Source organism: Bacillus sp. JFL15 (assembly GCF_001184225.1).
In the GTDB taxonomy this organism is placed as follows: domain Bacteria; phylum Bacillota; class Bacilli; order Bacillales; family Bacillaceae; genus Bacillus; species Bacillus siamensis.
The window spans coordinates 1313463-1338187 of record NZ_KQ236689.1; the positions used below are offsets into that span (position 1 = coordinate 1313463).

The 24725-nt window shown below is 47.6% G+C and carries 25 protein-coding genes; 5 read left to right on the forward strand and 20 right to left on the reverse strand.

Annotated elements, in window-relative coordinates:
- Positions 1–5: 5 nt before the first annotated feature.
- Both AD710_RS06625 and AD710_RS06630 read right to left on the reverse strand, forming a co-directional pair.
- Entirely contained in the window at positions 6–1430 is a 1425-nt protein-coding gene (locus AD710_RS06625) for a capsular polysaccharide export protein, LipB/KpsS family (protein ID WP_049627607.1), read from the reverse strand.
- 4 nt (positions 1431–1434) lie between these two features.
- A complete protein-coding gene (locus AD710_RS06630) occupies positions 1435–2205 on the reverse strand; it encodes a glycosyltransferase family 2 protein (RefSeq protein ID WP_016937543.1) in 771 nt (256 codons plus the stop codon).
- 278 nt (positions 2206–2483) lie between these two features.
- Between AD710_RS06630 and gerQ the strand changes: the two genes are divergently transcribed.
- Positions 2484–3026 (forward strand): spore coat protein GerQ, encoded by a 543-nt coding sequence (gene gerQ / locus AD710_RS06635; protein ID WP_047475915.1) that lies wholly within the window; start codon positions 2484–2486, stop codon positions 3024–3026.
- Positions 3027–3072: 46 nt separating this feature from the next.
- On the opposite strand, the gene AD710_RS06640 is transcribed toward gerQ, so the two are convergent.
- The 5 genes from AD710_RS06640 to AD710_RS06660 all read right to left on the reverse strand — a co-directional run bounded on the left by AD710_RS06640 (position 3073) and on the right by AD710_RS06660 (position 6830).
- Positions 3073–3444, reverse strand: coding sequence for a DUF423 domain-containing protein (locus tag AD710_RS06640; protein ID WP_003150969.1), 372 nt, complete (start codon positions 3442–3444; stop codon positions 3073–3075).
- A 62-nt stretch (positions 3445–3506) separates the two neighbouring features.
- Positions 3507–4826 carry a purine/pyrimidine permease gene (locus AD710_RS06645; RefSeq protein ID WP_049627608.1) on the reverse strand — a complete coding sequence of 440 codons (1320 nt, stop codon included), beginning with the start codon at positions 4824–4826 and terminating at the stop codon, positions 3507–3509.
- A gap of 18 nt (positions 4827–4844) precedes the next feature.
- Complete coding sequence (locus AD710_RS06650; RefSeq protein WP_029575290.1) at positions 4845–5267, reverse strand: YwdI family protein; 423 nt, start codon at positions 5265–5267, stop codon at positions 4845–4847.
- Between the two features lie 58 nt (positions 5268–5325).
- Positions 5326–6009 carry a uracil-DNA glycosylase gene (locus AD710_RS06655; RefSeq protein ID WP_016937539.1) on the reverse strand — a complete coding sequence of 228 codons (684 nt, stop codon included), beginning with the start codon at positions 6007–6009 and terminating at the stop codon, positions 5326–5328.
- 14 nt (positions 6010–6023) lie between these two features.
- Positions 6024–6830 (reverse strand): glycosyltransferase family 2 protein, encoded by an 807-nt coding sequence (locus tag AD710_RS06660; protein ID WP_049627609.1) that lies wholly within the window; start codon positions 6828–6830, stop codon positions 6024–6026.
- 373 nt (positions 6831–7203) lie between these two features.
- On the opposite strand from AD710_RS06660, the gene AD710_RS06665 reads away from it, so the two are divergent.
- Positions 7204–8016, forward strand: a complete 813-nt coding sequence (locus tag AD710_RS06665; RefSeq protein WP_045925768.1) for a bifunctional hydroxymethylpyrimidine kinase/phosphomethylpyrimidine kinase — start codon at positions 7204–7206, stop codon at positions 8014–8016.
- A gap of 30 nt (positions 8017–8046) precedes the next feature.
- Here the strand turns inward: AD710_RS06665 and AD710_RS06670 are convergent, their stop codons facing one another.
- The 5 genes from AD710_RS06670 to AD710_RS06690 all read right to left on the reverse strand — a co-directional run bounded on the left by AD710_RS06670 (position 8047) and on the right by AD710_RS06690 (position 12589).
- Complete coding sequence (locus AD710_RS06670; RefSeq protein WP_032864818.1) at positions 8047–8271, reverse strand: hypothetical protein; 225 nt, start codon at positions 8269–8271, stop codon at positions 8047–8049.
- Positions 8272–8385: 114 nt separating this feature from the next.
- A complete protein-coding gene (locus AD710_RS06675) occupies positions 8386–9825 on the reverse strand; it encodes a sucrose-6-phosphate hydrolase (RefSeq protein WP_049627610.1) in 1440 nt (479 codons plus the stop codon).
- Positions 9822–11204: a sucrose-specific PTS transporter subunit IIBC gene (locus AD710_RS06680; protein ID WP_049627611.1), complete on the reverse strand. Its 1383-nt coding sequence runs from the start codon at positions 11202–11204 to the stop codon at positions 9822–9824. The genes AD710_RS06675 and AD710_RS06680 overlap by 4 nt, the downstream gene beginning before the upstream one ends.
- Positions 11205–11420: 216 nt before the next feature.
- Positions 11421–12251, reverse strand: coding sequence for a PRD domain-containing protein (locus AD710_RS06685; protein ID WP_016937533.1), 831 nt, complete (start codon positions 12249–12251; stop codon positions 11421–11423).
- Positions 12252–12274: 23 nt separating this feature from the next.
- A complete protein-coding gene (locus tag AD710_RS06690) occupies positions 12275–12589 on the reverse strand; it encodes a hypothetical protein (RefSeq protein WP_049627612.1) in 315 nt (104 codons plus the stop codon).
- A 523-nt stretch (positions 12590–13112) separates the two neighbouring features.
- Between AD710_RS06690 and AD710_RS06695 the strand changes: the two genes are divergently transcribed.
- Entirely contained in the window at positions 13113–15524 is a 2412-nt protein-coding gene (locus AD710_RS06695) for a S8 family peptidase (RefSeq protein WP_049627613.1), read from the forward strand.
- A 40-nt stretch (positions 15525–15564) separates the two neighbouring features.
- Here AD710_RS06695 and AD710_RS06700 read toward each other — a convergent pair whose 3' ends face one another.
- The 4 genes from AD710_RS06700 to AD710_RS06715 form a co-directional block, all read right to left on the reverse strand.
- Positions 15565–16566, reverse strand: coding sequence for an LLM class flavin-dependent oxidoreductase (locus tag AD710_RS06700; RefSeq protein ID WP_049627614.1), 1002 nt, complete (start codon positions 16564–16566; stop codon positions 15565–15567).
- Between the two features lie 162 nt (positions 16567–16728).
- Positions 16729–17478 carry an oxygen-insensitive NADPH nitroreductase gene (gene nfsA / locus AD710_RS06705; RefSeq protein WP_047475928.1) on the reverse strand — a complete coding sequence of 250 codons (750 nt, stop codon included), beginning with the start codon at positions 17476–17478 and terminating at the stop codon, positions 16729–16731.
- Positions 17479–17581: 103 nt separating this feature from the next.
- Positions 17582–18769 carry an FtsW/RodA/SpoVE family cell cycle protein gene (locus AD710_RS06710; protein ID WP_049627615.1) on the reverse strand — a complete coding sequence of 396 codons (1188 nt, stop codon included), beginning with the start codon at positions 18767–18769 and terminating at the stop codon, positions 17582–17584.
- A 195-nt stretch (positions 18770–18964) separates the two neighbouring features.
- Positions 18965–19426 (reverse strand): GNAT family N-acetyltransferase, encoded by a 462-nt coding sequence (locus AD710_RS06715; RefSeq protein ID WP_045925759.1) that lies wholly within the window; start codon positions 19424–19426, stop codon positions 18965–18967.
- Between the two features lie 291 nt (positions 19427–19717).
- Here AD710_RS06715 and ywcE point away from each other — a divergent pair, with 291 nt between their 5' ends.
- Positions 19718–19978 carry a spore morphogenesis/germination protein YwcE gene (gene ywcE, locus AD710_RS06720; RefSeq protein ID WP_016937522.1) on the forward strand — a complete coding sequence of 87 codons (261 nt, stop codon included), beginning with the start codon at positions 19718–19720 and terminating at the stop codon, positions 19976–19978.
- A 43-nt stretch (positions 19979–20021) separates the two neighbouring features.
- On the opposite strand, the gene qoxD is transcribed toward ywcE, so the two are convergent.
- Genes qoxD through qoxA form a run of 4 tightly spaced genes read right to left on the reverse strand, consistent with a single transcriptional unit; the run spans position 20022 to position 23963 of the window.
- On the reverse strand, positions 20022–20390 hold the full coding sequence (gene qoxD / locus AD710_RS06725; protein ID WP_045925758.1) for a cytochrome aa3 quinol oxidase subunit IV: 369 nt from the start codon (positions 20388–20390) through the stop codon (positions 20022–20024).
- A gap of 1 nt (position 20391) precedes the next feature.
- Positions 20392–21006, reverse strand: coding sequence for a cytochrome aa3 quinol oxidase subunit III (gene qoxC, locus AD710_RS06730; RefSeq protein ID WP_003150930.1), 615 nt, complete (start codon positions 21004–21006; stop codon positions 20392–20394).
- Positions 21007–21020: 14 nt separating this feature from the next.
- Positions 21021–22970, reverse strand: a complete 1950-nt coding sequence (qoxB, locus tag AD710_RS06735; RefSeq protein WP_016937520.1) for a cytochrome aa3 quinol oxidase subunit I — start codon at positions 22968–22970, stop codon at positions 21021–21023.
- Between the two features lie 27 nt (positions 22971–22997).
- Positions 22998–23963, reverse strand: a complete 966-nt coding sequence (qoxA, locus tag AD710_RS06740; RefSeq protein ID WP_095241275.1) for a cytochrome aa3 quinol oxidase subunit II — start codon at positions 23961–23963, stop codon at positions 22998–23000.
- Between the two features lie 502 nt (positions 23964–24465).
- On the opposite strand from qoxA, the gene AD710_RS06745 reads away from it, so the two are divergent.
- Complete coding sequence (locus AD710_RS06745) at positions 24466–24711, forward strand: GlsB/YeaQ/YmgE family stress response membrane protein (protein ID WP_014419187.1); 246 nt, start codon at positions 24466–24468, stop codon at positions 24709–24711.
- Positions 24712–24725: the final 14 nt, after the last annotated feature.

Here is a 24725-nt window from a genome sequence, read left to right on the forward strand (position 1 = left end):
CGTTTTTATGAAGAGTCAGCCTTTCTGAAGCCGACTCCGGTTTTTTCCTGAAGCACCTGACATAAAGCCGCAAGCGAATCCTGAACCGGGTAGTTCGCCGCGATAAAAGCCCGGCGCGCCTGTTCCGCCTTTTGATATGCTGCGGGGCTTTCGCATACCCGGATTAATTCCTGAGCCAGTGCCTGCGGGTCCTCAAAGGCAAATTCCCCGAGTGAATGGTAATAAGGGTATTGGCGGGTTCCCGCTGATTTTCCGATCAGCACGGGTTTTTGAAACAGCATCGCTTCAAGACCGACCGTTGATGTCTGCGTCACCGCGGCGTCAACATACGGGAGAATATCGTAAAGCCCCATTTCTTTCTTGATGATTTTGCCGGCTTTGTATTTCCGCAGCACCTGATTGTAAGCATCCAGCTTGTTTTTGCCGATTTCCCACGGATGCGGTTTAATAATGAGCTGCATGTTCTTATGCTTGACAAGTTCATCAAGCACCCCCGTGTAAAAGTCATCAGAGAACGGCTGCGTGGCGATCAGCACCGTCCGCTGCGACGGGAGAAAGGAAAGCTTGCGGTAAAACGTGTCTTTATCTATCGGTTCTCTTGAGAAGATCTCATCGAAGCGGGGATGCCCCGTGATGATGATTTGTTCATCCCTGCAGCCTTTCGCTTTATACCACTCCGCTTCATAAGCCCCGAATACAGCCTGATAGTCCGTAAACACGGGCAGAAACGCTTCATCTCCCATGAGGGCTCCGTGCTGAAGACAGATGCTGACGGCGTTTTTTTTCGCGCACATCAGCGCCAGCACACGGCTGTAAATATCCTCTGTCGTGCCGACCACAACGGCGGAAATGGGCTCAGCCGTAAACAAACTATCAAGCGCATCAATCGCTTCAATAAATAACGGAATATCTTTATATAATCGCTCCTGAAATTCTCTGTTTCCGAAAGCGGGATGGCTGTGCAGCTCTTTCAGAATGGCATGGGCTTTTTCAATATAGGGGACGGGGTTCCCTTTTTGGCCCATTCCCGCCAGTTCCAATTTGCAGATAACGGGCAGCCCATGGTGGTCAGGCAGACTCCATCTCGCCAGTACCGCTGTTTTTGCCGGATCAAACTGCCGGTAATTTTCCTCGGTGAATCGAAGATGGTCGAAATGCAGAATGAGTTTTCCATTTACCGGTTTCTCACCTGTTTTCTTAATGGATTGCTTCTTTTGATCAAAATAAGACTGAATATCGGCTTCAGGAATATGCCGGTCGGCGGAACCGAAAAGCTCTGGGTTCTGTTCCATGCTCTCCCGAAGCGCAGGGCTGATATATTGATAAAAATTACTGATCAACGCGAGCGGAATGTCTTTGTAGCGAAGTGACTGAAAAAGGTCAATATACTGCCGGTACAGCACCCAATAGTTCGCTAAGTATGCCGACAAGCCCTCACCCCTTTCCAAGCTTTTTTAATGATTCCCTCAGCTCCCGGCACGTGGCCTGCTGCGGAAGGCTGCTCACAAACTCATTTTTTTCCGCCGCGAAAAGCTGATAATGAATGGATTGATCGGTAATATAATTGATATCAAGCTCCTCAGAAATCGGGTGAAACGGATAAAAATGATTCACCCTCCAGAAGAAACGGGCATCACCGATGCGGTAAAACGCGGGGCTTTCATCCCAATAGGAACCGAATGCCGATTTGACCTGTTCCAACACGGAAAACCGATGCATGACTGAGCAATGGTCAATGGCGCACGGCGCATTCCATACGATCCGATCGGCGGGCCTGGCCGTTTCCTTCACCGTCTCCTTCTGCTGATTCAGATGATAGGTTTTGGAACTTGAATACACAACGGCTTTTTCCGGGTCGGCATCAAGCTCTTTCACCATTTTCTCAAGCCGGTCCGGCACATATGTGTTGTCGTCGGTCGCATACGTCACATACTCGCCCTCCGCCATTTCTATTGCCTGATTAATCAAGGCGGCGTAGCGTGTTTTTTCCGTCCTTTCTTTGACGCCCGATACATCGCTTTGATAAAACCGGACGCGGGGATCGGTGAGAAAAGGGCGTATTTCCGCCAATGTCGCTTCATTTGAGTTGTCATCCATAATAAAAAGCTCAAAGTCTGTAAATGTCTGGGACAGAATACTTTTAATAGAGCGGGCCACATAGTCACTTTTGTTATAGCTCGTCATGATCACTGACACTTTAGGCAACTCGTCACCCCCTTTACGTACCTGAAACTACCGCTATCATATGTTTCTTATGTCAAAGATGCGCTAGGATTACAGACTATTGTGTGAAAAGTCAGCTTTTCTTCACACAAAAAAGCCGGCTTTGATGGCCGGACTAAAGGAAGCGTGTTTCTTTTTTTGCATAAATCTTTCTATGGGCTCATATGGTGGAATAGATAAAAACGGCAGCCGATTTAAGGCTGTCTGATACTTGTCAGGAGGTTCCAGCACCAAGAGGTTTTCATCAAAGGAGGAACAATATGAAACCGAAAAAGAATCAATATCAGCAAATGCAGGGGATGGGGATGGGAATGGATATGCAGGGATACCAGCCGCAGCTCGGGCCTAATCCTTATCCGCAGCCTCAGGGCCAAGGATCACAGATGATGCCGATGCAGCAGCAAATGCCAATGCCGATGCAGCAAAGCCAGCAGGGCTTCGGCGGAGGGTTCTCCGGCCAGCCGCAGCAGCAGGGCGGCGGGTTTCAAATCCCGTCGGGTCCATCATCATCACAAAGCGTTCCCGGCATGCTGCCGATTGAAGAATCATACATTGAAAATATTCTGCGGTTGAACCGGGGCAAAACGGCGACAATTTATATGACATTTGAAAACAGCAAAGAATGGAATTCAAAGATTTTCCGCGGTGTGATTCAGGCGGCGGGGCGTGACCATATCATTATCAGCGACCCGAAAACGGGCACCCGCTATCTGCTTTTGACCATTTACCTTGATTACATCACGTTTGATGAAGAAATTGCTTATACTTATCCGTTCTCCATGTCTTCCTATTCTCCGAGATAAAGCAAAAAGCCAATCGCTCACTTGGCAGAGGATTGGCTTTTTTTCTTTATAAATATTTGACGGCTGCGACGATAATCATAATCCATGAAATAATAAACGCCACGCCGCCGAGCGGTGTAATCGCTCCGAGAATGGAAATCTGAGTCACGCTCAATACGTACAGGCTTCCTGAAAACAGAACGATGCCCGCAAACATCAGCCAGCCTGCAACCGAAACGCTGCCTGCGCCGGAGAGCTTCTCGGCCAAAAAGGCGACAGCCAGAAGGCCGAGCGCGTGATACATATGATATTGCACGCCTGTGTGCCATACCTGCAGATATTTATCGGGGATTTTCCCTTCAAGCCCGTGTGCGCCGAAAGCGCCCAGCGCCACTGCCAATAAGGCGTTAATCGCGCCCAGAATAATAAACACTTTCATCTATTTTCTCCCGCCTTTTCGTTAAAGTTTCCATTTCAATCATAACCCAACATCGGCAAAATTCAACGTCCGTCCTCCGATGACACGAGATTGTCGGATTTTTTCTTTTTGATAAGCTGGGTTCGGTCAATCGCGATCGCCAGCAGCGTCCCCAGCACAAGGCCGTTGCTTAAGATCGAAATCAGGATCGGGTGCATCCCTGATAATGCGCTCTCCGGCACAAACATCACCCCGACTCCCGTCAGAAGTGCCAGACCGATAATGGAACGAATTCGTTTTTGCTCCGCTTTCTCATAAGAGTCAAACTCTGTAAAGGCAAGACCCGCCATTGTTGAGAAAACGACGAAGTTTACCGCAAAGCCGACCGGTGAGGGCAGACTCGCAAACGCATTCATAAATAATGGGATCATACTGATGATGATGACAAATACACTGCCCAAAAGAAACGGCTTTTTCGAAGGAAGCTTCGTCGTCTCAATAAAACCGGCCGCCCCCGAGATCGGCACAGGCGCAATGCCTCCCGAAAGTCCGCTTAAAAGGTGGCTGATCGAGGCCGCAAACCCGGCCGGACGCTCACGCCGCTTCCCCACGGTGCCGCCGAATTTTTTCACAGCCGCTTCAACAACTCTGATGCTCGCGAGCATATTGACAATCAAAAGCACTGTAATGAAGAGTGACGTAATGATCAGGCCGCTGTCGAACGCAGGCTTTCCAAACGGAAAGAGAGTCGGAAGCTGAATCATGCGGTCCGGTATTTGAATCGGTCTGGCAGCGCCGAAGACGGCAAACAAGAGCCAGCCGCCGGCAAGCGAAAGAAGAATCGCATACTGCCTTAAAAAAGTAACATTTGATCGGGACATGATGAACATCGCAGCCGTCACAACCATGGCGAGCCCGAAGACAAGACCGTCGACGCTGTTTTTTAAATAGCCGATGCCCAAAAGGCCTTTCACAATCGGCTGACTCAGCTGCATGACCAAAAGCAGCAGATACACGCCCGTCACTACCGGTGTAAACAATACAGCCAGCCGTTCAATCACTTTAAAAAGGCTGAACAAAAAGAAAAAGACAGCGCTTAATAACAGCGCCCCCTGCAGCGCCCGCAGCGTCTCGCCGAATGTCGCAAACACCGTGCCCGTCAATCCGCCGTAAATCGTGTATACGCCCCACCATAAGCCTGCCGGACTTTCATTAATCGGCAGACGATGGCCCTGAAGACATTGGATGACCGCAGCGACGCCAAGCACAAAAAATGTGCTCTGAATCAATACAGCAGAATCAGCATGGTTCAAGTGAAATGATTGTGCGATGGCGACAGGAACCACAATTGCAGCCGCAATCATGAATGCCGTCCATTGCAACCCCCCGAGTATCAGTTTCAAATCAATCAACCTCTCCTGTTAAAAATCGAAAATGGAATCCCCGTTTCCGTCTTCCTCACGTTCGTCTTTCGCTTTTTTCTGATATTGGCTCAGTCCGGCGCTGCCCATCATTTTTTCAAGCAGAAGCGGGTCTGTCGAAGGTGACGCGGAAGGCTTCGGCACCGCTTTCGGAATCGGATTCTGCACAGGCGCCTGAGCGGTATCCGTCTGGGTGCCGAGCACGACGTCACACAAAGAGCGGATGGCGGCCGCGTGCATTTTGACATCCTCGGCGCGGGATGCCGTTTTGGCCTGCCTCAGTTCTTCTTCCATCTTCTGAATCAAAGCAGAGATATGTATGTTCATGAGTAAATCCTCCAGCAGTAATTTGTCTTCTTCCTGCATTTTATCAAATTTCTGAACCAATCGCAGAATTGAGTTTGTTATTTTTTCTGACAACATACCGCCCGGAACGTCAAAAAAGACGCTTCCGCCGAGCGGAAGCGCCTCAAAACACCATTTATTGCGGCAAGTCGGGAATGCACCAGTCGATCGGCTGTTCCCCCATTTTTTCAAGGGCGGCGTTTGTCCGGGAAAACGGTCTGCTCCCGAAAAAACCGTTCCTTGCCGAAAACGGGCTCGGATGAGTCGATTCGATAATAATGTGTTTCGATGTGTCAATACGCTCTTTTTTCATCTGTGCGTGACGTCCCCACAAGATAAAGACGATCGGCTTTTCTCTTTCATTCACCACATCAATGATGCGGTCAGTGAGCCGCTCCCACCCCTTGCCTTTGTGGGAATTGGCCTGGCCGCGGCGAACCGTAAGCACTGTGTTTAACAAAAGCACTCCCTGCTCCGCCCAGCTGACAAGCGATCCGTGATTCGGTACGGGGCAGCCGATATCATCCTGAAGCTCTATGAAAATATTTTTCAAAGACGGCGGCTGTCTGACGCCGGGCTGAACGGAAAAACTAAGCCCGTGCGCCTGTCCGGGCCCGTGATACGGATCCTGCCCGAGAATGACCGCTTTTACATCCTCATAGGACGTATAATGCAAGGCATTAAAAATATCATGGCTGTCAGGATACACCGTTTGGCTGCGGTATTCTTGTTTCAGCATCTCTCTCAGCTCTTGATAATACGGTTTGTCGAATTCATCTTTCAGCTGATTCCACCAGCTGTCCTTTAAAAGCTGTTTCAAACTGTCCGTCCCCCTTATGAAGTGTGCAGTCTTGAATAGACGGGCTTTCCGTCCCACACAATGTCCGTCGGCGCCTCCCGCCTCTTCATGTCCGGCTCTTCAAGAAGAACCGCGAAATTTTTCGTCGGGAGCTCCCCAAGCCCGTGCTTTTCGCTTAGCCGGTCTAAGTACTGCTTCCGTTTTGCGCCGAGGTCCGCAGACTGATTGCCGCCTCCCTCAAAAAATGCATATATGACGCTCGCGCAAGGAACACGCTTCACACGGTGCTGTTTCGCAGCGCGTAAATAAAAATCCCAGTCCCAGTAATTATGGACATCCGGATCAAAATATCCTAACGTGTCATGCAGAGAACGCCTGTACATGCTGCCTGACGGGACATACGTGGAAAACACCCGCATATCCTCATAATCGGCCGTATAGGCGAATGGCTTTCGTGAAACCGGAAATCTCGTGTTGTCCCGTTCTTCAAATGACACAATTTCCGCATCAGAATGAACCAAGTCGGCATCAGCGAGCTCAGCCGCCATTCTTTCCAAATGGCCCGGCGTAATGAAATCATCATCATCGCACAGCATGATACAATCACCTGACGCTTTTTTCACACCGGCGTTCCGCGCTTCCACATGTCCGGCATTCTGTTCTAAATCAATAATCTGAATCGGCAGATCGCTGTACAGCTTCTTCGCCTCCTCGACTGATTCCCCGGCATCATTTACGATGATTACTTCATAAGGCTTTACGGTCTGCCTGGAAATCGACTCCAGCAGCTCACATAAAGCCGGAATCCGATTATACGTGACTATGACAATTGATATATTCATGATCCGCTCCTTCTGCTTTTTCTCATGTTCTATTAAAACATAAAGCGGCGGAGAGATCAGGGGGGATTTTTGATTTCAGCCCATTCAGAAACAAATCATGGTCATGCCCGCCAGCAAAACCAGAATGATCAGAAGATCTCCCCAAACAGCGCAAACCGCCTTGGCATTAAGTCTGCCCGCCTCCATGACATTCCAAAGTTTTGATTGATAAACAGGCACCAACACCATCGCATAGCACGTGCACAAACAGACAAAAGCCGGCGGGACAAGCGCGCATCCCTCACTGTCAAATCATTCCTCTAAGCCTTTCGTATTGTGATCGGGAGAAAATCTAACTATAATGAGGTATAAAACACTGATGGAGGCCATTGATATGTCAATGCACAAAGCACTTACTATTGCCGGTTCTGATTCCAGCGGCGGCGCGGGAATTCAGGCCGATTTAAAAACATTTCAAGAAAAAAACGTATACGGAATGACGGCTTTGACCGTTATCGTAGCGATGGACCCGGAAAACAGCTGGGATCATCAAGTATTTCCGATCGATGCCGGCACGATCCGCGCACAGCTTGCGACGATCGTAGACGGAATCGGCGTAGACGCCATGAAAACGGGAATGCTTCCTACCGTGGAGATCATTGAGCTTGCGGCGAAAACGATTAAAGAAAAACAGCTGAAAAATGTCGTTATCGATCCGGTCATGGTCTGCAAAGGAGCGAACGAAGTGCTGTATCCGGAGCACGCCGAAGCGCTGCGCACCCAATTGGCCCCGCTGGCAACCGTCATCACGCCAAACCTGTTCGAAGCAAGCCAGCTGAGCGGCATGGATGAATTAAAAACGGTGGAAGACATGAAAGAAGCGGCCAAGAAAATTCACGAACTCGGCGCGAAATATGTATTAATTACAGGCGGAGGCAAGCTGAAACATGAAAAAGCGGTCGACGTGCTGTATGACGGGGAAACCGCAGAAGTATTAGAAAGCGAAATGATTGATACGCCTTACACGCACGGAGCCGGATGCACATTCTCCGCCGCCGTTACGGCAGAATTGGCCAAAGGCGCTGAAGTGAAGGAAGCCATCTACGCAGCAAAAGAATTTATCACCGCAGCCATCAAAGAGTCCTTCCCGCTGAACCAATACATCGGACCGACTAAACATTCGGCGATGCGTCTTAGCGGTAAATAAAATAAATATCCCCCTCATCACCGTGGGGGATTATTTCATTTTTTTCGCAGATGAACGTAAAAACATCTCAATCGATTGCACAAACAGCGCATATTCCTTCATCTGTTCATATGTATGACTCAGCCGATCACTCCATTCGTTGTGCGGCTCGGCTCTCCTGAGCATGCGTTTCAGCTGAAGCAATACTTCTTTATATTCTTCCCGCTTATCTTCCACTTGCTCTGCGGCTTTGATAAGTAAACATTTCGGCGTCATCTTCTGATTATTCAAAACTGAGAAAACAACTCCTTTTATTCCTGAAAATAGTAGTCTTTCGTTGAAGATTAGCACAGATGGCATAGGTTTCACATAAGAAAAAAGAACGATTTTCTACAAAAGTGTCCAAATAGAGGCGGTTATTTCCATTCTTCCTCTCGATGTAACCATTACCTCATCATTTCCCGGGAAAGGAAAATATCTGGCGCTGAATACCTCTTCTCCGTCATTTAAAAACAATTCGATGGAGGATGCATCCAAAAAGAGCTGGACGGAACGCACCTCACTGATGGCGCAGCTTCTCGTTTCTTTTTCTTCTCCGCTGAAAGCGGTGCGCTCCAGCACGGCAAGCCCCTCTTCCTGATGAAATATAAACCGGGACGCGCCCCGAATAGAGATTTCAAAACCCGATTCATGAGTCATGTCTTCCAGCAGCACTTCAGCCCGGGACGCCTCTTTCACCGGGAGGGTTTCTGACGAGCGATTCAATTGAAGACGGCGCTTTTGCTCATCCGTGCGGCGTAATTTCATTTCCTGAAGCGGACGCTGTATAATTCTGCCGTTTGACAGTGAAAGCTCTCTCGGCATCGTCAAGCAGTGAACCCAGTGATACGCATGTGTCGGATGTTGGTCCTCCTGCTGATCGGGGACGCCCATCCACGCGAACAGAATCCTCCGTCCCTTATCGTCTTCCAGCGTCTGCGCCGCGTAAAAATCAAATCCCCTGTCAAGCTCCGTGAATTCACCGTGCTTAAACTCAAGCGGCTCTGTATCCAGTCTGCCGAGGAAATAGCCCGCCTGATGGCTGTTATGATATTTTATCCCGTCAGCTTCAAGCCCCTGCGGACATACGAGCAGCACGTCGGTTCCGTCCAAAGAAAACAAGTCCGGGCATTCCCACATATAGCCGAATGGCCCGAGACTGCCGGAATCCGCCCCCGCAATCGCACCGAGAAACGTCCAATCCGTCAAGTTCTCTGATGTGAACAGCACAGCGCTTCCGGTGAGATTTTCTGTCTGCGCGCCGAGCACCATGTAATACGTCCCGTCCTTCTTCCAAACCTTCGGATCACGGAAATGAGCGGTATAGCCTTCCGGGAGACGCGCAACGACTCCTTTTTTTTCAAACACTTTTCCGTCTTCGGATACGGCGAGGCATTGATATGTTTCACGATTGCCTTCTCTGTCACGGACATTGCCTGTGTACAACAGGCAGAGCCGGCCGTCTTTTTCAATGGCGCTTCCAGAATAACAGCCGTTCTTGTCATACCATTCGCCCGGTGCAAGCGCGATTTCTTCCTCTTTCCACTCAACAAAATCCTTCGTCGTCACATGCGCCCAAAATTTCGCGCCATGCCCCGTATGAAATGGCTGCCATTGAAAAAACAAGTGATACTCGCCGTTCCATTGGATCACGCCGTTCGGATCATTTAAAAGCCCGACCGGCGGCATAATATGATAGTTCTGGCGATACGGATCTGATGCAGCGGTTTCTCGGCGCTTCTTTTTTGCTTCCTCAGCCTGCATGCGCAGCTCTTGATCCAGTGTACTCATTTGGCGGCCTCCTTTTCTTTAGCTCCCATAATATAAGCGGCAATAAACGCTGTCACAGAGGCGATGCCCATTCCAATCAGATAGTTTATGAGATTTCCTAAACCGAGCGGTGCCGTGATGGCAATCATCGGAATTCCGCTCAGACCGTAGGCATTGGCGGCGACACCGGTCACCACGACATAGGCGCCTCCCAGCGCTCCGCCGATCATTCCCGCGATAAACGGCTTACGGTATCTTAGGTTCACTCCGAAAATGACGGGCTCGGTTACGCCGAGAAAAGCGGAAAACGCGGCAGGCAGAGCGATTTCTTTCATTTTCACTTTTTTCGTCAGGAAAAATACAGCCAGTCCCGCCGCGCCTTGGGCGACATTCGCCATCGACCAGATCGGAAGGATATAGTTTCTGCCCAAATCAGCGATGAGGCCGGCCTCAATCGCATGAAAGCTGTGATGCACACCGGTAAGCACAATAAGCGGATAAGCCCCTCCGAAAAGAAGTCCTGCAACAATGCCCGCATGATCATACACATACATCAGCGAGACGGTAATGCCTGATCCGATCGCCCTGCCAAGCGGACCGATTGCGATAAAGGTGATAAATCCGGTCACCATCACCGTGACAAACGGCGTGATCAATAAATCTAAAGCGTGAGGCACGATTTTCCTCGTGCCTTTTTCCACCTTGCTCATAATATAAACGGCTAACAGTACGGGGATGACCGTTCCTTGGTAGCCGAGAAGCGCAATGTGGAAGCCGAAGAGTTCCATAAAATCAGGCGCTGAATCGGCAAGCCCCCACGGGTTCAAAAGCGCCGGATGAATCATAATTCCGCCGAGCACCGCCCCGAGATAGGGATTTCCGCCAAATTCCTTTGCAGCGCTGAACCCGATGAATATAGGCAGAAAGAGAAAAGCCGCGCTTGAAAACATGTTGAGAAGAATAAACAGCGGAGATTGTTCAGACACCCAATGAAAGGCCTTCATCATGCCGAGCAGTCCCATTAACAGACCGCTTGCCACGATAGCCGGAATGATGGGAACGAATATGTTAGACAGTGTTTTCGCCAATCTTGCGGCCGGGTTCAGCTTTTTTTTCGCTGCGTCCTGATGGGTCTCGCGATCTTCCCGCTCCAAATCGGCTTCTTTTGAAAAAGCGTCATACACTTTATTCACGAGGCCGGTGCCGAATATAATCTGATATTGTCCCGAGCTGCTGAAAGCCCCTTTTACGCCCTCTATTTCTTCAATGCCGGCCTGGCTGATCTTCTGTTCATCCTGAATGACAAGCCTGAGCCGCGTCGCACAATGTGTCGCGCTGATGACGTTTGATTCCCCTCCGATATGTTTGATAAGCTGTTTTGCCGTTTTTTGATAATCCATTACGTTTCCCCCTTTCCAAAATCAAAAAAGACCTAAAATTCGCCAACGAAAAAGGTCACATGATCCCTTTTTCATGTACGCAAATTTTAGGTCTTGCCTGCATAACCAGTCACAATCCCGCCTGATTCAGTTTTATAATGCGCTATCATTTTATTTCATGACAGCGCTTTCGTCAATATATTTTCAAAAAAAAGTCTGTTTCTCCAAACAGACACGTTATTCCGGGTTTTTTTGAAGACGCTGGACATGCAGCGTAATATAGCCGGCCTCGGATTCCGGCAGTTCCAAATCATATTCATTTTTTAAAAACGCCGCCAGTTCAAGCGCACACCGATAAGCAAACGGATACTTTTTTTGGATGAAATAAAGCATCTCCTCGTCCATGGAGTGAAGAGCTTCATTTGAATCCAACCGGCTGACCGCATACCGCAAGTGCGTGACGAGGCGCTGATAGGAAATACTGTCTTCATCAACCTTCTGTTCAAAAAAGGATTCGATCTTTTCGATCATTTCTTTGATCATGGTTGTATGCTTCATCGCCGAATACATGCTTTTGGCATCCGCCTTGGCAGTATGGATATGAAGCGCGATATACCCCGCCTCGTCGTCAGGCAATGATATACCGAGGGTTCGTTTCACGTGTTCGACCGCCCAACGGCCGATTTCATATTCTTTTTTATAGAGCGCCTTAATTTCATGAAGCAATCGGTTATGCACCTGAAAGCCGTTTTGAATCCTTTCGATCGCAAAGGATAAATGGTCCGCCAGCGCAATGTGGATATGATCGCTCAAAGGCGCCGCAAGCTCTCCCTCAGCATGGCTGATGATATCCTCAGCCGCTTCTATATGCTCTTCGGGAAGCGTTTCTAACACTTGTTTGAACTTTTCATTTTCGTCGTGCACGACAAATATTTTTTCAATTTTATGCTTTTGAATCACATCATTTTTTCTCTTTTGAAAAGCGATTCCGGGACCCATTACGATCTTTTCCCGTCCGTCTTCTTTTATTAACGCCGCATTGTTATTTAATACTTTGTCTATTCTCAAGAGGTTCGCTCCCGTTCATATGTTTAGTGGGATTGTACCCTCTTTTTCATATGATGTAAAGGCACCGGACCTGCGCGCTCCCGTTTCGGCAATTCTTTGCGGACCGGCACCCACCGGTTTTTATCCAGCCTGCCGCAGGCCGATTTCGTCTCATCGGTCAAGTCCGCCGATCGGACTCGGCTCACAAACGAAAATGCCCCAGCCGTCCGTATCGCTTTCTTATGATAGACAGCTTGGTTCCCGTACACAGCGGCTAATTGATATCTTCCGTTACCCGGCGCCATCCAGTTCATCAGAAAGACCATCCACACCCGTAAAGATACCAGCAAACGTTTCATTGCAAATCATCCCTCCGCTTCTTTTTGACAGACAGCTTGTTCGCAGGCCTGTTTTCTCTCCGCTTTAACGGAAAAGGCGGCCGATCCTTCTCCGCTAAAAACTAGCGGGTCTAGCAACCCTATGACTCTATGATAGACGCGGCCGGGCGAATTGTTTGTCACAATATGAGTGAAAAAACAAACTAGTTTTCAGAAGTTTTGTTGAAAGCTGATGGAAATGACCTGAAAAATGGAGAAGCGATTAAAAAAGTTATACACACTTTATCCCTTGGTTAAGCACAGCTTAAACACAAGTGATATCCACATATCCACAAACACGATCTATATTTTGTATAGGAACATTCGTTCCCAACAATATATATACACAAATTTATTCAGTTATGCACAGGATTCTGTGTATAACTCCCTCCTTATTCACAGGACAATTTCCAGAAATGAGTCCTATGTCACAAGGAATATTTTGAATTTTCGAGAAATATATACTAGATTTCTAATTTAGATAAAGAAAAAGGGGGAAACACGATTGAAAAAAGGAATCATCCGTTATCTTCTTCCGGCTTTTGTCTTATCCTTTACCTTATCCACAAGTTCACAGGCGGCGCCGGCTTCAAAATCTCAAGCACCTGATCTTGAGAAGGCAGAGGTGTTCGGTGACATTGATATGACCACCGGCAAACAAACGACGGTCATTGTAGAGCTGAAGGAAAAGTCACTGGCGGAGGCAAAGGAACTCGGTAAAACACAATCAAAAAGCAAGCTGAAAAGCGAACGCGCAAAAGTAAAAAACAAAGCGCTCAAAACCATTAAACACGGAAAGATCAACAGGGAATATGAGCAAGTGTTTTCCGGTTTCTCCATGAAACTCCCGGCCAATGAAATCCCGAAACTGCTGAGTGATCAGGATGTCAAAGCGGTTTATCCGAATGTCACCTATCATACCGATCAGCTGAAAGATAAAGACATCACCCTTGCTAAGGATGCCGTGTCTCCGCAGATGGATGACAGTGCGCCTTATATCGGGGCAAATGACGCGTGGAAGCTCGGCTATACGGGTAAAGGCGTCAAAGTTGCCATTATCGATACGGGCGTCGAATATAAACACCCTGACTTAAAGAAAAATTTCGGACAATATAAAGGATATGATTTTGTGGATAACGATTACGATCCTGAAGAAACGCCGTCCGGTGATCCGAGAGGCGCGGCGACTGACCACGGAACTCACGTCGCGGGCACAGTAGCCGCAAACGGAACGATTAAAGGCGTCGCGCCCGATGCAACGCTCCTTGCCTATCGTGTGCTCGGTCCCGGCGGAAGCGGAACAACTGAGAACGTCATTGCCGGTATCGAACGCGCCGTACAGGACGGAGCGAATGTCATGAACCTCTCGCTCGGCAATTCTGTGAATAACCCGGACTGGGCGACAAGCACGGCGCTTGACTGGGCGATGTCAGAAGGCGTCACGGCCGTTACATCAAACGGAAACAGCGGGCCGAACAATTGGACCGTCGGCTCTCCGGGAACGTCCAGAGAAGCCATCTCCGTCGGAGCGACACAGCTGCCGCTGAATGAATACGCCGTCTCCTTCGGTTCTTATTCCTCAGCGAAAGTGATGGGCTATAACAAAGAAGATGACATAAAAGCACTGAATAAAAAAGAAACAGAGCTCATAGAAGCGGGTATCGGCGAGCAAAAGGATTTTGAAGGCAAAGATCTGAAAGGAAAAGTCGCAGTCGTCAAACGGGGCAGCATCGCCTTTGTGGATAAAGCCGACAACGCCAAAAAAGCGGGCGCGATCGGTATGGTTGTGTATAACAATGCCCCGGGAGAAATTGAAGCTAACGTACCGGGCATGTCCGTGCCGACCATAAAGCTGTCATCAGAAGACGGCGAAAAGCTCGTCAGCCAATTAAAAGCGGGCAGCACAAAAGCGACATTCCATTTATCAGTGGCTAAATCGCTTACTGAACAAATGGCAGACTTCTCGTCTCGCGGTCCTGTTATGGACACATGGATGATTAAACCGGATGTCTCGGCTCCCGGCGTAAACATCGTAAGCACCATTCCGACGCATGATCCGGCCAACCCGTACGGCTACGGATCGAAGCAGGGAACGAGCATGGCCTCCCCGCACGTAGCCGGCGCAGCTGCCGTCATCAAACAGGCCAAACCGAAATGGAGTCCGGAACAAATAAAAGCCGCTCTCATGAATACGGCCGACACCTTAACAGATGCCGACGGTGATGTATACCCGCATAATGCGCAAGGTGCCGGAAGCATCAGAATCATGAAGGCAATTAAAGCAGACTCCCTTGTCGCCCCGGGAAGTTATTCTTACGGAACGTTTATGAAAGACAAAGGCAATGAAACGAAAAAAGAAACCTTTACGATTGAAAACCAATCGTCCATCAGAAAATCATATCAGCTCGAGTACTCTTTCAACGGCACAGGCATTACTGTTTCGGGCACAGACCGGGCCGTGATCCCCGCTCATCAAACCGGAAAGTTCAATGCGAAGGTAAAGGTCAATGCCAAAAAAGTAAAGGCAGGCACCTATGAGGGAACAGTCACAGTGCGTGAAGGCGGAAAAACAGTCGCAAAAGTGCCGACGCTGCTGATTGTAAAAGAGCCGGACTATCCGCGCGTGACGTCAATCGACGTGCAGGACGGCACAACACAGGGAACCTACCAAATTGAAACCTATCTTCCGGCGGGAGCCGAAGAGCTTGCCTTCCTTGTATATGACAGCAATCTTGACTTTGTCGGCCAAGCCGGCATCTACAAAAAGCAGGATAAAGGCTATCAATATTTCAACTGGAACGGCAAAGTCAACGGTGACACCGCACTGCCGGCAGGAGAATATTACATGCTGGCCTATGCCGCGAACAAAGGGAAATCAAGCCAGGTGCTGACTGAAAAACCTTTTATCATTGAATAACCAAACAACCCTGCTGAAGCATCAGCAGGGTTTCTTTCTGTCATTCGGCAAAGGCTTCGCGAAGCAGCCGGTACGACTGAAGTTTATCTTCAAAATGATGAGTAATGGTCACAGCCATCACTTCTTCCGTTCCGTATGCTTTACTGAGAGCCAGAATCTGTTCTTTCACTTGCTGCTTTGTTCCGATGATCATTCGATTCCGATTATCGGCAATTCGTCTTTGTTCATACGGTGTATACGTATTGCCGCGGACGGTTTCGTAAGACGGTACGCCGTGAAGCGGAATCCCCTGTTCACCCGCAAGAAGCGTATAATCCATGACGGCCGCGAGTTCCTCCGCTTTCTCTTCAGTGTCCGCGCACAGTACAAATACCGCCACGGCCGTTTTTGGTTCTTTTCCTAATACAGAAGGTTTAAATCGGCGCTTATATTGTGCCGTCGTGCTTTCTCCGCCTTCTCCATTAATAAAATGGGCAAACATATAGCCCGCTCCCGTTTCTGCGCTCAGAAGCGCGCTTTCCCCCGAAGAACCGAGAAGCCAGACTTCCGGCGCCGTCTTAATGAGTGGTGATGCGGTCAGATTCGGAAAACGGTGATTTTCGTCGGCAGCATCATGCAAATACATCGCCAGCTCACGAATCTGCTGCGGGTATTGATCAGCATTCCGCTTCCCGCCGTCATTCAGCGCCCATGACGCGATCGGCATTCCGCCCGGCGCCCGTCCCAATCCGAGATCGATTCTGTCCGGCGTCAAACCTTCAAGCACGCGGAAATTCTCCGCCACCTTATATGCGCTGTAATGCGGAAGCATGACACCGCCCGAGCCTACACGGATTCTGTTCGTTTTCGCCGCAATATGACTGATCAGCACTTCAGGGCTTGAACCCGCCAACCGCTCTGAAAAATGATGCTCTGACACCCAAAACCTCTTATATCCGAGTTTCTCCGCCTCCTGCGCGAGCCTCACTGTATCCCGCAGCGCACTCTCTGCAGTACTCCCTTCTGATACAGGAGATTGGTCTAATATACTTAATGAAATCATCACTGTCACCTCCTCAACATCGTACCACTGCTGGGCCGTTTTTTCTTTCTGTATGCTTATAAGCATCCCTGATGCTAAACATTTATATACCTTGTTCCATTTTGTCGAAATATGTTACACGTGAAACATAAAAAAACCTCTCCCGTCAGGAGAGGTTTTTTCTTAATTTTTTTGAAAGCCTTTATCTTTTACATATTGATTTAAATACGTTCTCGGTTTTTGTTTCATGAACTGCAGAATTTGATCAGACCATGTTTCAACCCGCTTGCCGTTTGTCCGTTTATCATAATAATCGGAGATGGTTTCATCATATTCCTTCATATAACTGCGGAAGTTTTCTTCATTCGTATCGTACGTGTTTTCATGATATACGGCTTGTTTCGGCAAACGCGGCTTTTGACCTGACGGATGAGCCGGGTGGCCGACTACCAGACCGAACAGCGGCAGCACATGGTCAGGTGTACCGAGCACTTCCGTCACCTGATCAAGTTCATTCCGAATGCCTCCGATGTAACAAATGCCAAGGCCCATTGATTCTGCGGCAACACTTACGTTTTGTGCGGCAAGTGCGGCATCAATGACGCTGACCATAAACATTTCCGTATTCTCAAGAAGCTCAGTAATGTTTTCGCCTTTTTCTTCAGCAAGTTTTTTATGACGGTACAAATCAGCGCAAAACACAAACAAGTGCCCGTTATTCTCGACGTAAGGCTGATTTCCGGCCAGCGCCGCCAGCTTTTGCTTTTTCTCCGGATCGGTTACGCCGATGATGGAGTAAGCCTGCACGTAACTGGATGTTGACGCCGCCTGGGCGCTTTTCACTAATGTATCTATCTCTTCTGCTGTCAGCAGCTCGTCAGTAAATGATCGGATCGACCGATGATTAAGTATAGTTTCGATGGTATTGTTCATATAAAAGCCTCCTTCTCTATATATCATATCCCAAAGAGAATCATGTCAAAAGCAAAATGCTCTGAACAAAAAAAAGACAGCCCGAAAAACGAGCCGTCTGACATTATGAATTGAACAAATAACTTTTATATTTCGTCAGCTGCACACTTGCGTTATATACAATCCCGAAGCTGATCAATGTAGATAGCACCGAGCTCCCTCCATAGCTGACAAACAGAAGCGGAATTCCGGTAACCGGCATAATGCCGATATTCATCCCGATGTTCTGGAAGGTGTGAATCACGATAAGTGCAGTAAATCCTACGCAAAAGAACGCGCCAAATCGGTTAAAGGCATGCAGACGGTCAATCAGCACCACAAGCCTGTAAATTAAAAAGAAAAACATGACAACCGCAATGGCACAGCCTAAAAACCCAAAACTTTCACCCAAAATCGCAAAGATAAAGTCGGTCTGTCCTTCAGGCACGTACACTTTCAGATTATGAACGCCGTTTCCGGTAATGCCGCCCGACCCGATCGCCATAACGGCCTGATCCACCTGCCAGCTTTTGTCACTCTCTGCCTGTGTCGTAGCCGCGCTTGAATCAGACATCCACGATGTAATCCGGTTAATTTGATAGTCCGCAATGCCGATTGAATTCGCCACATGGGGAAATTCAATTACGAGCGCTAAGAAAAGGGCGATAACAAGGGCGGCTGATCCGCCGATAATGGTGATCAGCTTCCAGTTCACACCCGACATAAACACCATCACCATAACGATAAACAGACAGATCGCTCCCGTTCCGGCATCCTGCAAAACGATCAGTCCGATCGGAATCACTGTCCATGCCGCAATTTTCAAAAGCAGATTCACATCTTCCCGAAGTGATCTTTGATCTTTCGGGCTTGCCTTCGATATAATGGACGCGACCATCATCATAATTCCTATTTTCGTAAACTCAGAGGGCTGGAGGGTAAAGCTTCCGATTTTAAACCAGCTTTTTGCCCCGTTCTTAATCGGGGCGATGGATTCCGGTGCGACACGCAAAAGAAGCAGTGACAGCACGCCGGCAATTAATACGTACAGGCTCAGTTTTTCAAGCTGCTCTAAATCAAAATACATAATACCGACCATGAGACCGGCTCCGATGACATAAAAGACGATCTGTCTCATCCAGGCATCACTTCCATACTGCCCGAACTGTCCGGCCGCATAAATCGCCGCAACACTAATTATTAAAAACACACTAAATATAAAAATCAAATCCCCCTGATAATAGGGATTTTGCTGTTTCTTATATCGACTCATTCTATCCCGCCTTACATTTTCATCGGAAGTCACTATTGTTTATTATACATGAACACCGTTCAAGAAAACATGATGAGGTTGTTTCTTTTTACGGTTTGGGGACTACACGACATATGACGTGTCAGAAAAGGAAATGTTTCGGTCATGGTGAAACTTTTCCGATAAAAAACCCCCTTCTCGTCAGAAAAGGGGGTTTCATCTCATGTTTAAAGTCATAAACAAACTGTTCGGATCCTCATTGTAGTCCGCAAACGGTCCACAATATTGAAACCCGGCTTTTTCATACAGGCGTCTGGCGGGGAGAAAAGCATCCATAGAACCGGTTTCCAAGCTGATCCGCTGATAGCCTCTTCGCTTTGCTTCTTCAATTATATGGTGAAGGATTCGTTTGGCCGCGCCTTTTCTGACATGCTGCGGAGAGGTTTTCATTGATTTCACCTCACCGTGCCGGCTGTTCAGCTCCTTTAAGGCTCCGCAACCGAGCAGGACGCCGTCGTCTTCCCTCGCACTCCAAAACGTCACGTCAGGCTGGCGCAGGCGATCCGCATTGAGCGCGTGTATACTCTCCGGGGGAGAATGCAGGGTCATGCTCTTCAGATGCGCCTGCAAAAGCGCAATGACATCCGGCGCTGTTACATCTTCTTTCCTTACGTGCACTTCAACCACCCTTGCTGTGCATATTTTCTTTGACCATAGCAAAGGTTCACAGCCTGCGCCATTCCCTTGTACGGAAATGTGACAGGGTATTTGACCTTTCCGGTTTCTTGTACCTATCCAAAAATGAGGCAATAGTTGCAATACATTTCTCGAAAAAGCGGTATCAAAAATTGGAAAACATGGTATAATAATTGTAACAAAATGTTCAAAAAACGACCACAAAACAGACACATTTTATTCTCTGTATTTCATTTTGGAAACGTTGCCATAAAATGAAAGGAGACATGTAAGATGGACATGTTTTTTGCTTATTTACTGGTCGCAAGCGCAACACCCCTCTTTATCTGGCTGGATAACAAAAAAGTGGCCCTCTCGGCCATACCGCCAATCATTTTAATGTGGGTTTTCTTCTACTTTTACGCAACCAGCAGTCTATCCCCTCTCGGCCACACACTCATGATCATCCTGTTTGCCGTCAACGTCATCGTTGCCCATATCGCCGCCTTTATCATTTACGGTCTTCCGCACCTGCGCCGGAGAAGAAGCCGATAAAGGCACAAAAAACCCTCTTCGCCTGAACGAAGAGGGTTTCTTTTTATTCCTGATGTTCGGAATGTTGTTTCGCACCGCCTGGAGGGTTTCCATCCATATGGTCACCGTGTTGGTAGTGCGCCGCAAAGATCCAGATGGAACCAAGGATGATGACAATCGCTCCGAAAAATCCGAAGAGCGTGTTTCCGACTTGGATTCCGCCGTTTTCGCTTTCTGTCATGTGCATGAACATGAGTAGCTGCAGGCCGGCTTGAATAAATGCGAATCCGAAAATGATCCAAAGTTTTGCTGATGAGCTTAAATCTGTATATACCGCAACCCAAAGGGCCAGCAGGGTCAGAATAATAGACAACGCAAAACCTACGATATGCTTCCACGGAAAGTGGCTGTGTTCAGCAGATTTGTTTGCCATATTATAGTCCCCCCAATCCGATGAGATAGACGCCTGTAAAGATGAAAATCCAAACAACGTCTAAGAAGTGCCAATATAAACTTGAGATAAAGATTTTTGAAGACGTCTGCGGCGTTAATCCGCGTTTCTTCAATTGCAGTAAGATGCCGGCAATCCAGAAGATACCGATCGTTACGTGCGTTCCGTGCGTTCCCAGAAGGACGAAGAATCCAGACCAGAAAGCACTTGTACCGAGAGATGCTCCTTCATGTACATAGTGGATGAACTCGTTAAGCTCACATCCGACGAAGCCCGCGCCGAGAAGAAGCGTAATGATCGTCCAAATGACGACGCCTTTTAAACTTCCGCGACGCATTTCATGAACAGCGATCCCGCAGGTGAAACTGCTGATCAGAAGCAGGAATGTCATGATCATGACAAGCTTCACTTCAAATAATTCAGCCGGTAAGACCCCTCCTGCTGTTCTTCTTTGAAGAACGAAGAAGGTTGCAAATAGTGTTGAGAACAACACAATCTCTGCCCCTAAAAAGATCCAAAACCCGAGAATATTGAGTCTGCCGGTTTCAGATTGATATTCCATAGGCGCGTTAGAATTGCCGTGTTCTGCATGTTCCATAAATCACGCCTCCTTTATTCGGAAATCTTTCTTTCCGTCTCTTTTATTTCCTCAACAGGTATATAGTAGCCGTTGTCATATTCAAATGAACGAAGCACCATGCAAAGCAGAATGCCGATCAAGCCGACAATGCCCATCCAGAACCATTCAAATACAAGTCCGAAGCCTGCAAAACCGAACGCGACTGACATAATAAGCGGTCTGCCGGAGTTGTGCGGCATATGGATTTTTTTGAATTTGCTTTCCGGATGAATATCCGTTTTGTCTTCTTTCAATTGCAGGTACGCATCTTGAGATTTCACTTCAGGAAGCACCGCAAAGTTGTAGTGCGGCGGAATCGCAGATGAAGTCGCCCACTCAAGCGTACGTCCCACGCCCCATGAATCTCCGCTGATCTCGCGAGTAGAGTAGCGGAAGCTGTAGTAGATGTTGTAGCAAAGGATTAAGAATCCGACACCCATCATGAAGGCTCCGACAGTTGAAATAAAGTTTAATGTAGTCCATCCGTCATTCGGTCCGTAAGTGTAAATACGGCGAGGCATACCTTGCAGCCCCAAGAAGTATTGAGGGAAGAAACATACATTAAATCCGATCATAAAGATCCAGAAGAACCATTTTCCGATTCTTTCGTTCAGCTTGTGGCCGAACATTTTCGGATACCAGAAAATAAATCCTGCGAAACACGCAAATACCGTACCCGCGATCAGCACATAGTGGAAGTGAGATACAAGGAAGTACGTATTATGGTATTGATAATCCGCTGCAGCCATCGCGAGCATAACCCCTGTTACCCCGCCGACAACGAAGTTCGGGATGAACGCAAGCGCCCACAGCATCGGTGTTGTAAAACTGATTCGGCCTTTATACATCGTAAAGAGCCAGTTAAAGATTTTAACCCCGGTCGGAACCGAAATCGCCATCGTTGTAATCGAGAAGAAAGAGTTAACAGACGCACTGTTCCCCATTGTGAAGAAGTGGTGAGTCCATACAAGGAAACTCAGGACGGAAATGGCGATAATAGAGCCGACCATCGCTTTGTAACCGAATAACTGCTTTCTTGCAAAAGCTGAAATAATTTCAGAGAAAATACCGAATGCCGGTAAGATAACGATATAAACTTCAGGGTGTCCCCAAATCCAGAATAAGTTAGCCCAAAGCATCGGCATACCGCCGGCTTCCAGCGTGAAGAAGTGAGCGCCGAACAAACGGTCAAATGATAAGAGCGCCAATGCCACTGTCAGAACAGGGAAGGCGAATACGATAATAACCATTGTAATCAGCGTCGTCCATGTGAACATCGGCATACGCATCAGCGTCATGCCTTTCGTACGCATTTTCAGGATTGTCACCATAAAGTTGATACCCGTCATCAGCGTACCGATACCGGCAATCTGAAGACCGAGCAGGTAGAAGTTCTCACCAGGCCCAGGGCTCATGTCGTTGCTTGCCAGCGGCATGTAACTCGTCCAGCCTGCGTTCGGAGAACCCCCGATAACGAAAGAAATATTGAATAGCATCGCACCTACGAAGAACGTCCAGAAACTCAGATTGTTCAAGTACGGGAATGCTACGTCGCGCGCACCGATCTGCAAAGGTACGACAACGTTGATCAGACCGATTAAAAACGGCATCGCCATGAAGATAATCATGATCGTACCGTGAGTCGTAAAGATCTCATTATAGTGGTTTGAGTCTAAAAAATTGTTATTAGGAAGCGCTAACTGGGCACGCATCATCAAGCCGTCTACCCCGCCGCGGAACAGCATGATAACAGCAGAGATAATGTACATGATTCCAAGTTTCTTATGGTCTACGGACGTAAGCCATTCAGACCAGAGCCATTTCCACTTTTTGAAGTATGTGAGTACAACGATGATAGCAATAGTGGAAAGCGCAATGGAAACTTGTGCGCCCAGAATTAATGGGTCACCTGTTACAAAAAATTCATCCCATCTCAATTTCATTCGGGCTTCCTCCTTTCTTGTTCAATTTCAATCTTGTTTATCGTCGGATACTTTAAATTCGTTTTTCTTTACATTTTCCCACGGATCTGTTTTAGAGTGCGGTGATACGGCTTTGTAGCCAAGGCGTTTGCGCGCCTCCATCGCATATTCGGCATCTTGGCCGTGGTCAACGTATTTTAAGTGTGTAGAAGAGAACGTTAATTTACCGACATTCTCCGGAAGCATCAGTTCGTCATACTTCTCTTTCGTCAGCTTTGGAGAATTGCTCTGGGCCTTTTTCACCCAGCTGTTAAAGTCTTTTTGCGTAACGGCTTTTACGTTGAATTTCTGGTCGGCAAAGTGTTCGCCGGTGAAGTTCGCGTTGCGGCCTTCATACGTTCCCACTTTGTCAGCCTGTAAGTATTGATCCATCAGCATTCCCGCCATCGCGTATTTTTGTCCCCCAAGCTGAGGAATCCATAGCGACGCCATTGAATCTGCTGAAGAAATTTTAAATAATACCGGACGGTCTACAGGAATGTTCAGGTAATTTACCGTCTCAATATCCTGCTCAGGGTAGCTGAATACCCATTTCCAGTCTACCGAAGTAGCATAAACGACAAGCGGTTCTTTATCCTTAGTCGCTTCAGGCGCTTTTTCTAACGAATATATCGTCTGTACGGTAGGCACAGAAAGTGCAATGACAATTAAAATTGGGATCACTGTCCAGACTACTTCTAAGAACGTGTTGCCGTGCATCTCAGGCTTGTAATTTCCGCTGTCTTTGCCTTTGCGGTCGCGGTATTTCACTAAAATGATTGTAAATAGTACGAATACGACGCCGACAATGAACAGCATAAATCCGATTGACAAGAGAATCAGATCTTTTTGCTGGTCTGCTACAGGTCCTTTCGGATCTAACACGGAAATGTCGCTGCATCCGCCCAGTACGAAAACAACAGCCAACATCGCTAATAAAAGTAACGGTTTAAATGCTCTGAACAAGAAGATCACCATCCTTCCTATTGATGTAGTGAATCTGAAATGTACTTTCTCAAAATCTTTTCTCTATCTACCTTGTTATGCTATCAAAATCTGCCCTTATTAGCTTTATTTTTTTCTAAAGTTCATCTTTTTTTCGCCCTAATGTCACAAAATCGTCAAAAAATGCATGAACTTTTTTCACTTGCGTAAATCAAACATAAAAAGTTTTAGATCATTTAGCATATATAGAGAAAAAAGATAGTGAGAATGAATAATACCAAATAAAGGTTTACCACAATAAAAAACGCGGGTCAACAAAAAGTTTCATTTTGTTAACCATTCCATAAAGAAAATATTTTTCCCTTTGCTCTCACCTTTTCACACGGTTACCATTTTAACGCAACGCATAGGGAAAAAAAAGACCGGAACGCGCCTTGATATGTTCATTATAAAAAACACATTCCTATGTTTAATATAGACAAAACGAAGGAATCATATAGGCATAAATAATAAAAAATAGGAAGTGATATTTATGAGTTTTATCGTATCTCTGATTGTTGCCATTATTATCGGCTGGATCGGAAGTTTATTTGTAAAAGGAAGTATGCCCGGGGGGATTATCGGGTCAATGATCGCAGGTCTGATCGGCGCATGGATCGGGCACGGCCTGCTCGGCACATGGGGCCCGCACCTTGCCGGCTTTGCCATCATTCCGGCAATCATCGGAGCGGCGATCGTGGTATTCTTATTCAGTCTGATCGCCAGAAGCAGAGGATAAAAAAAAGCCTCGTC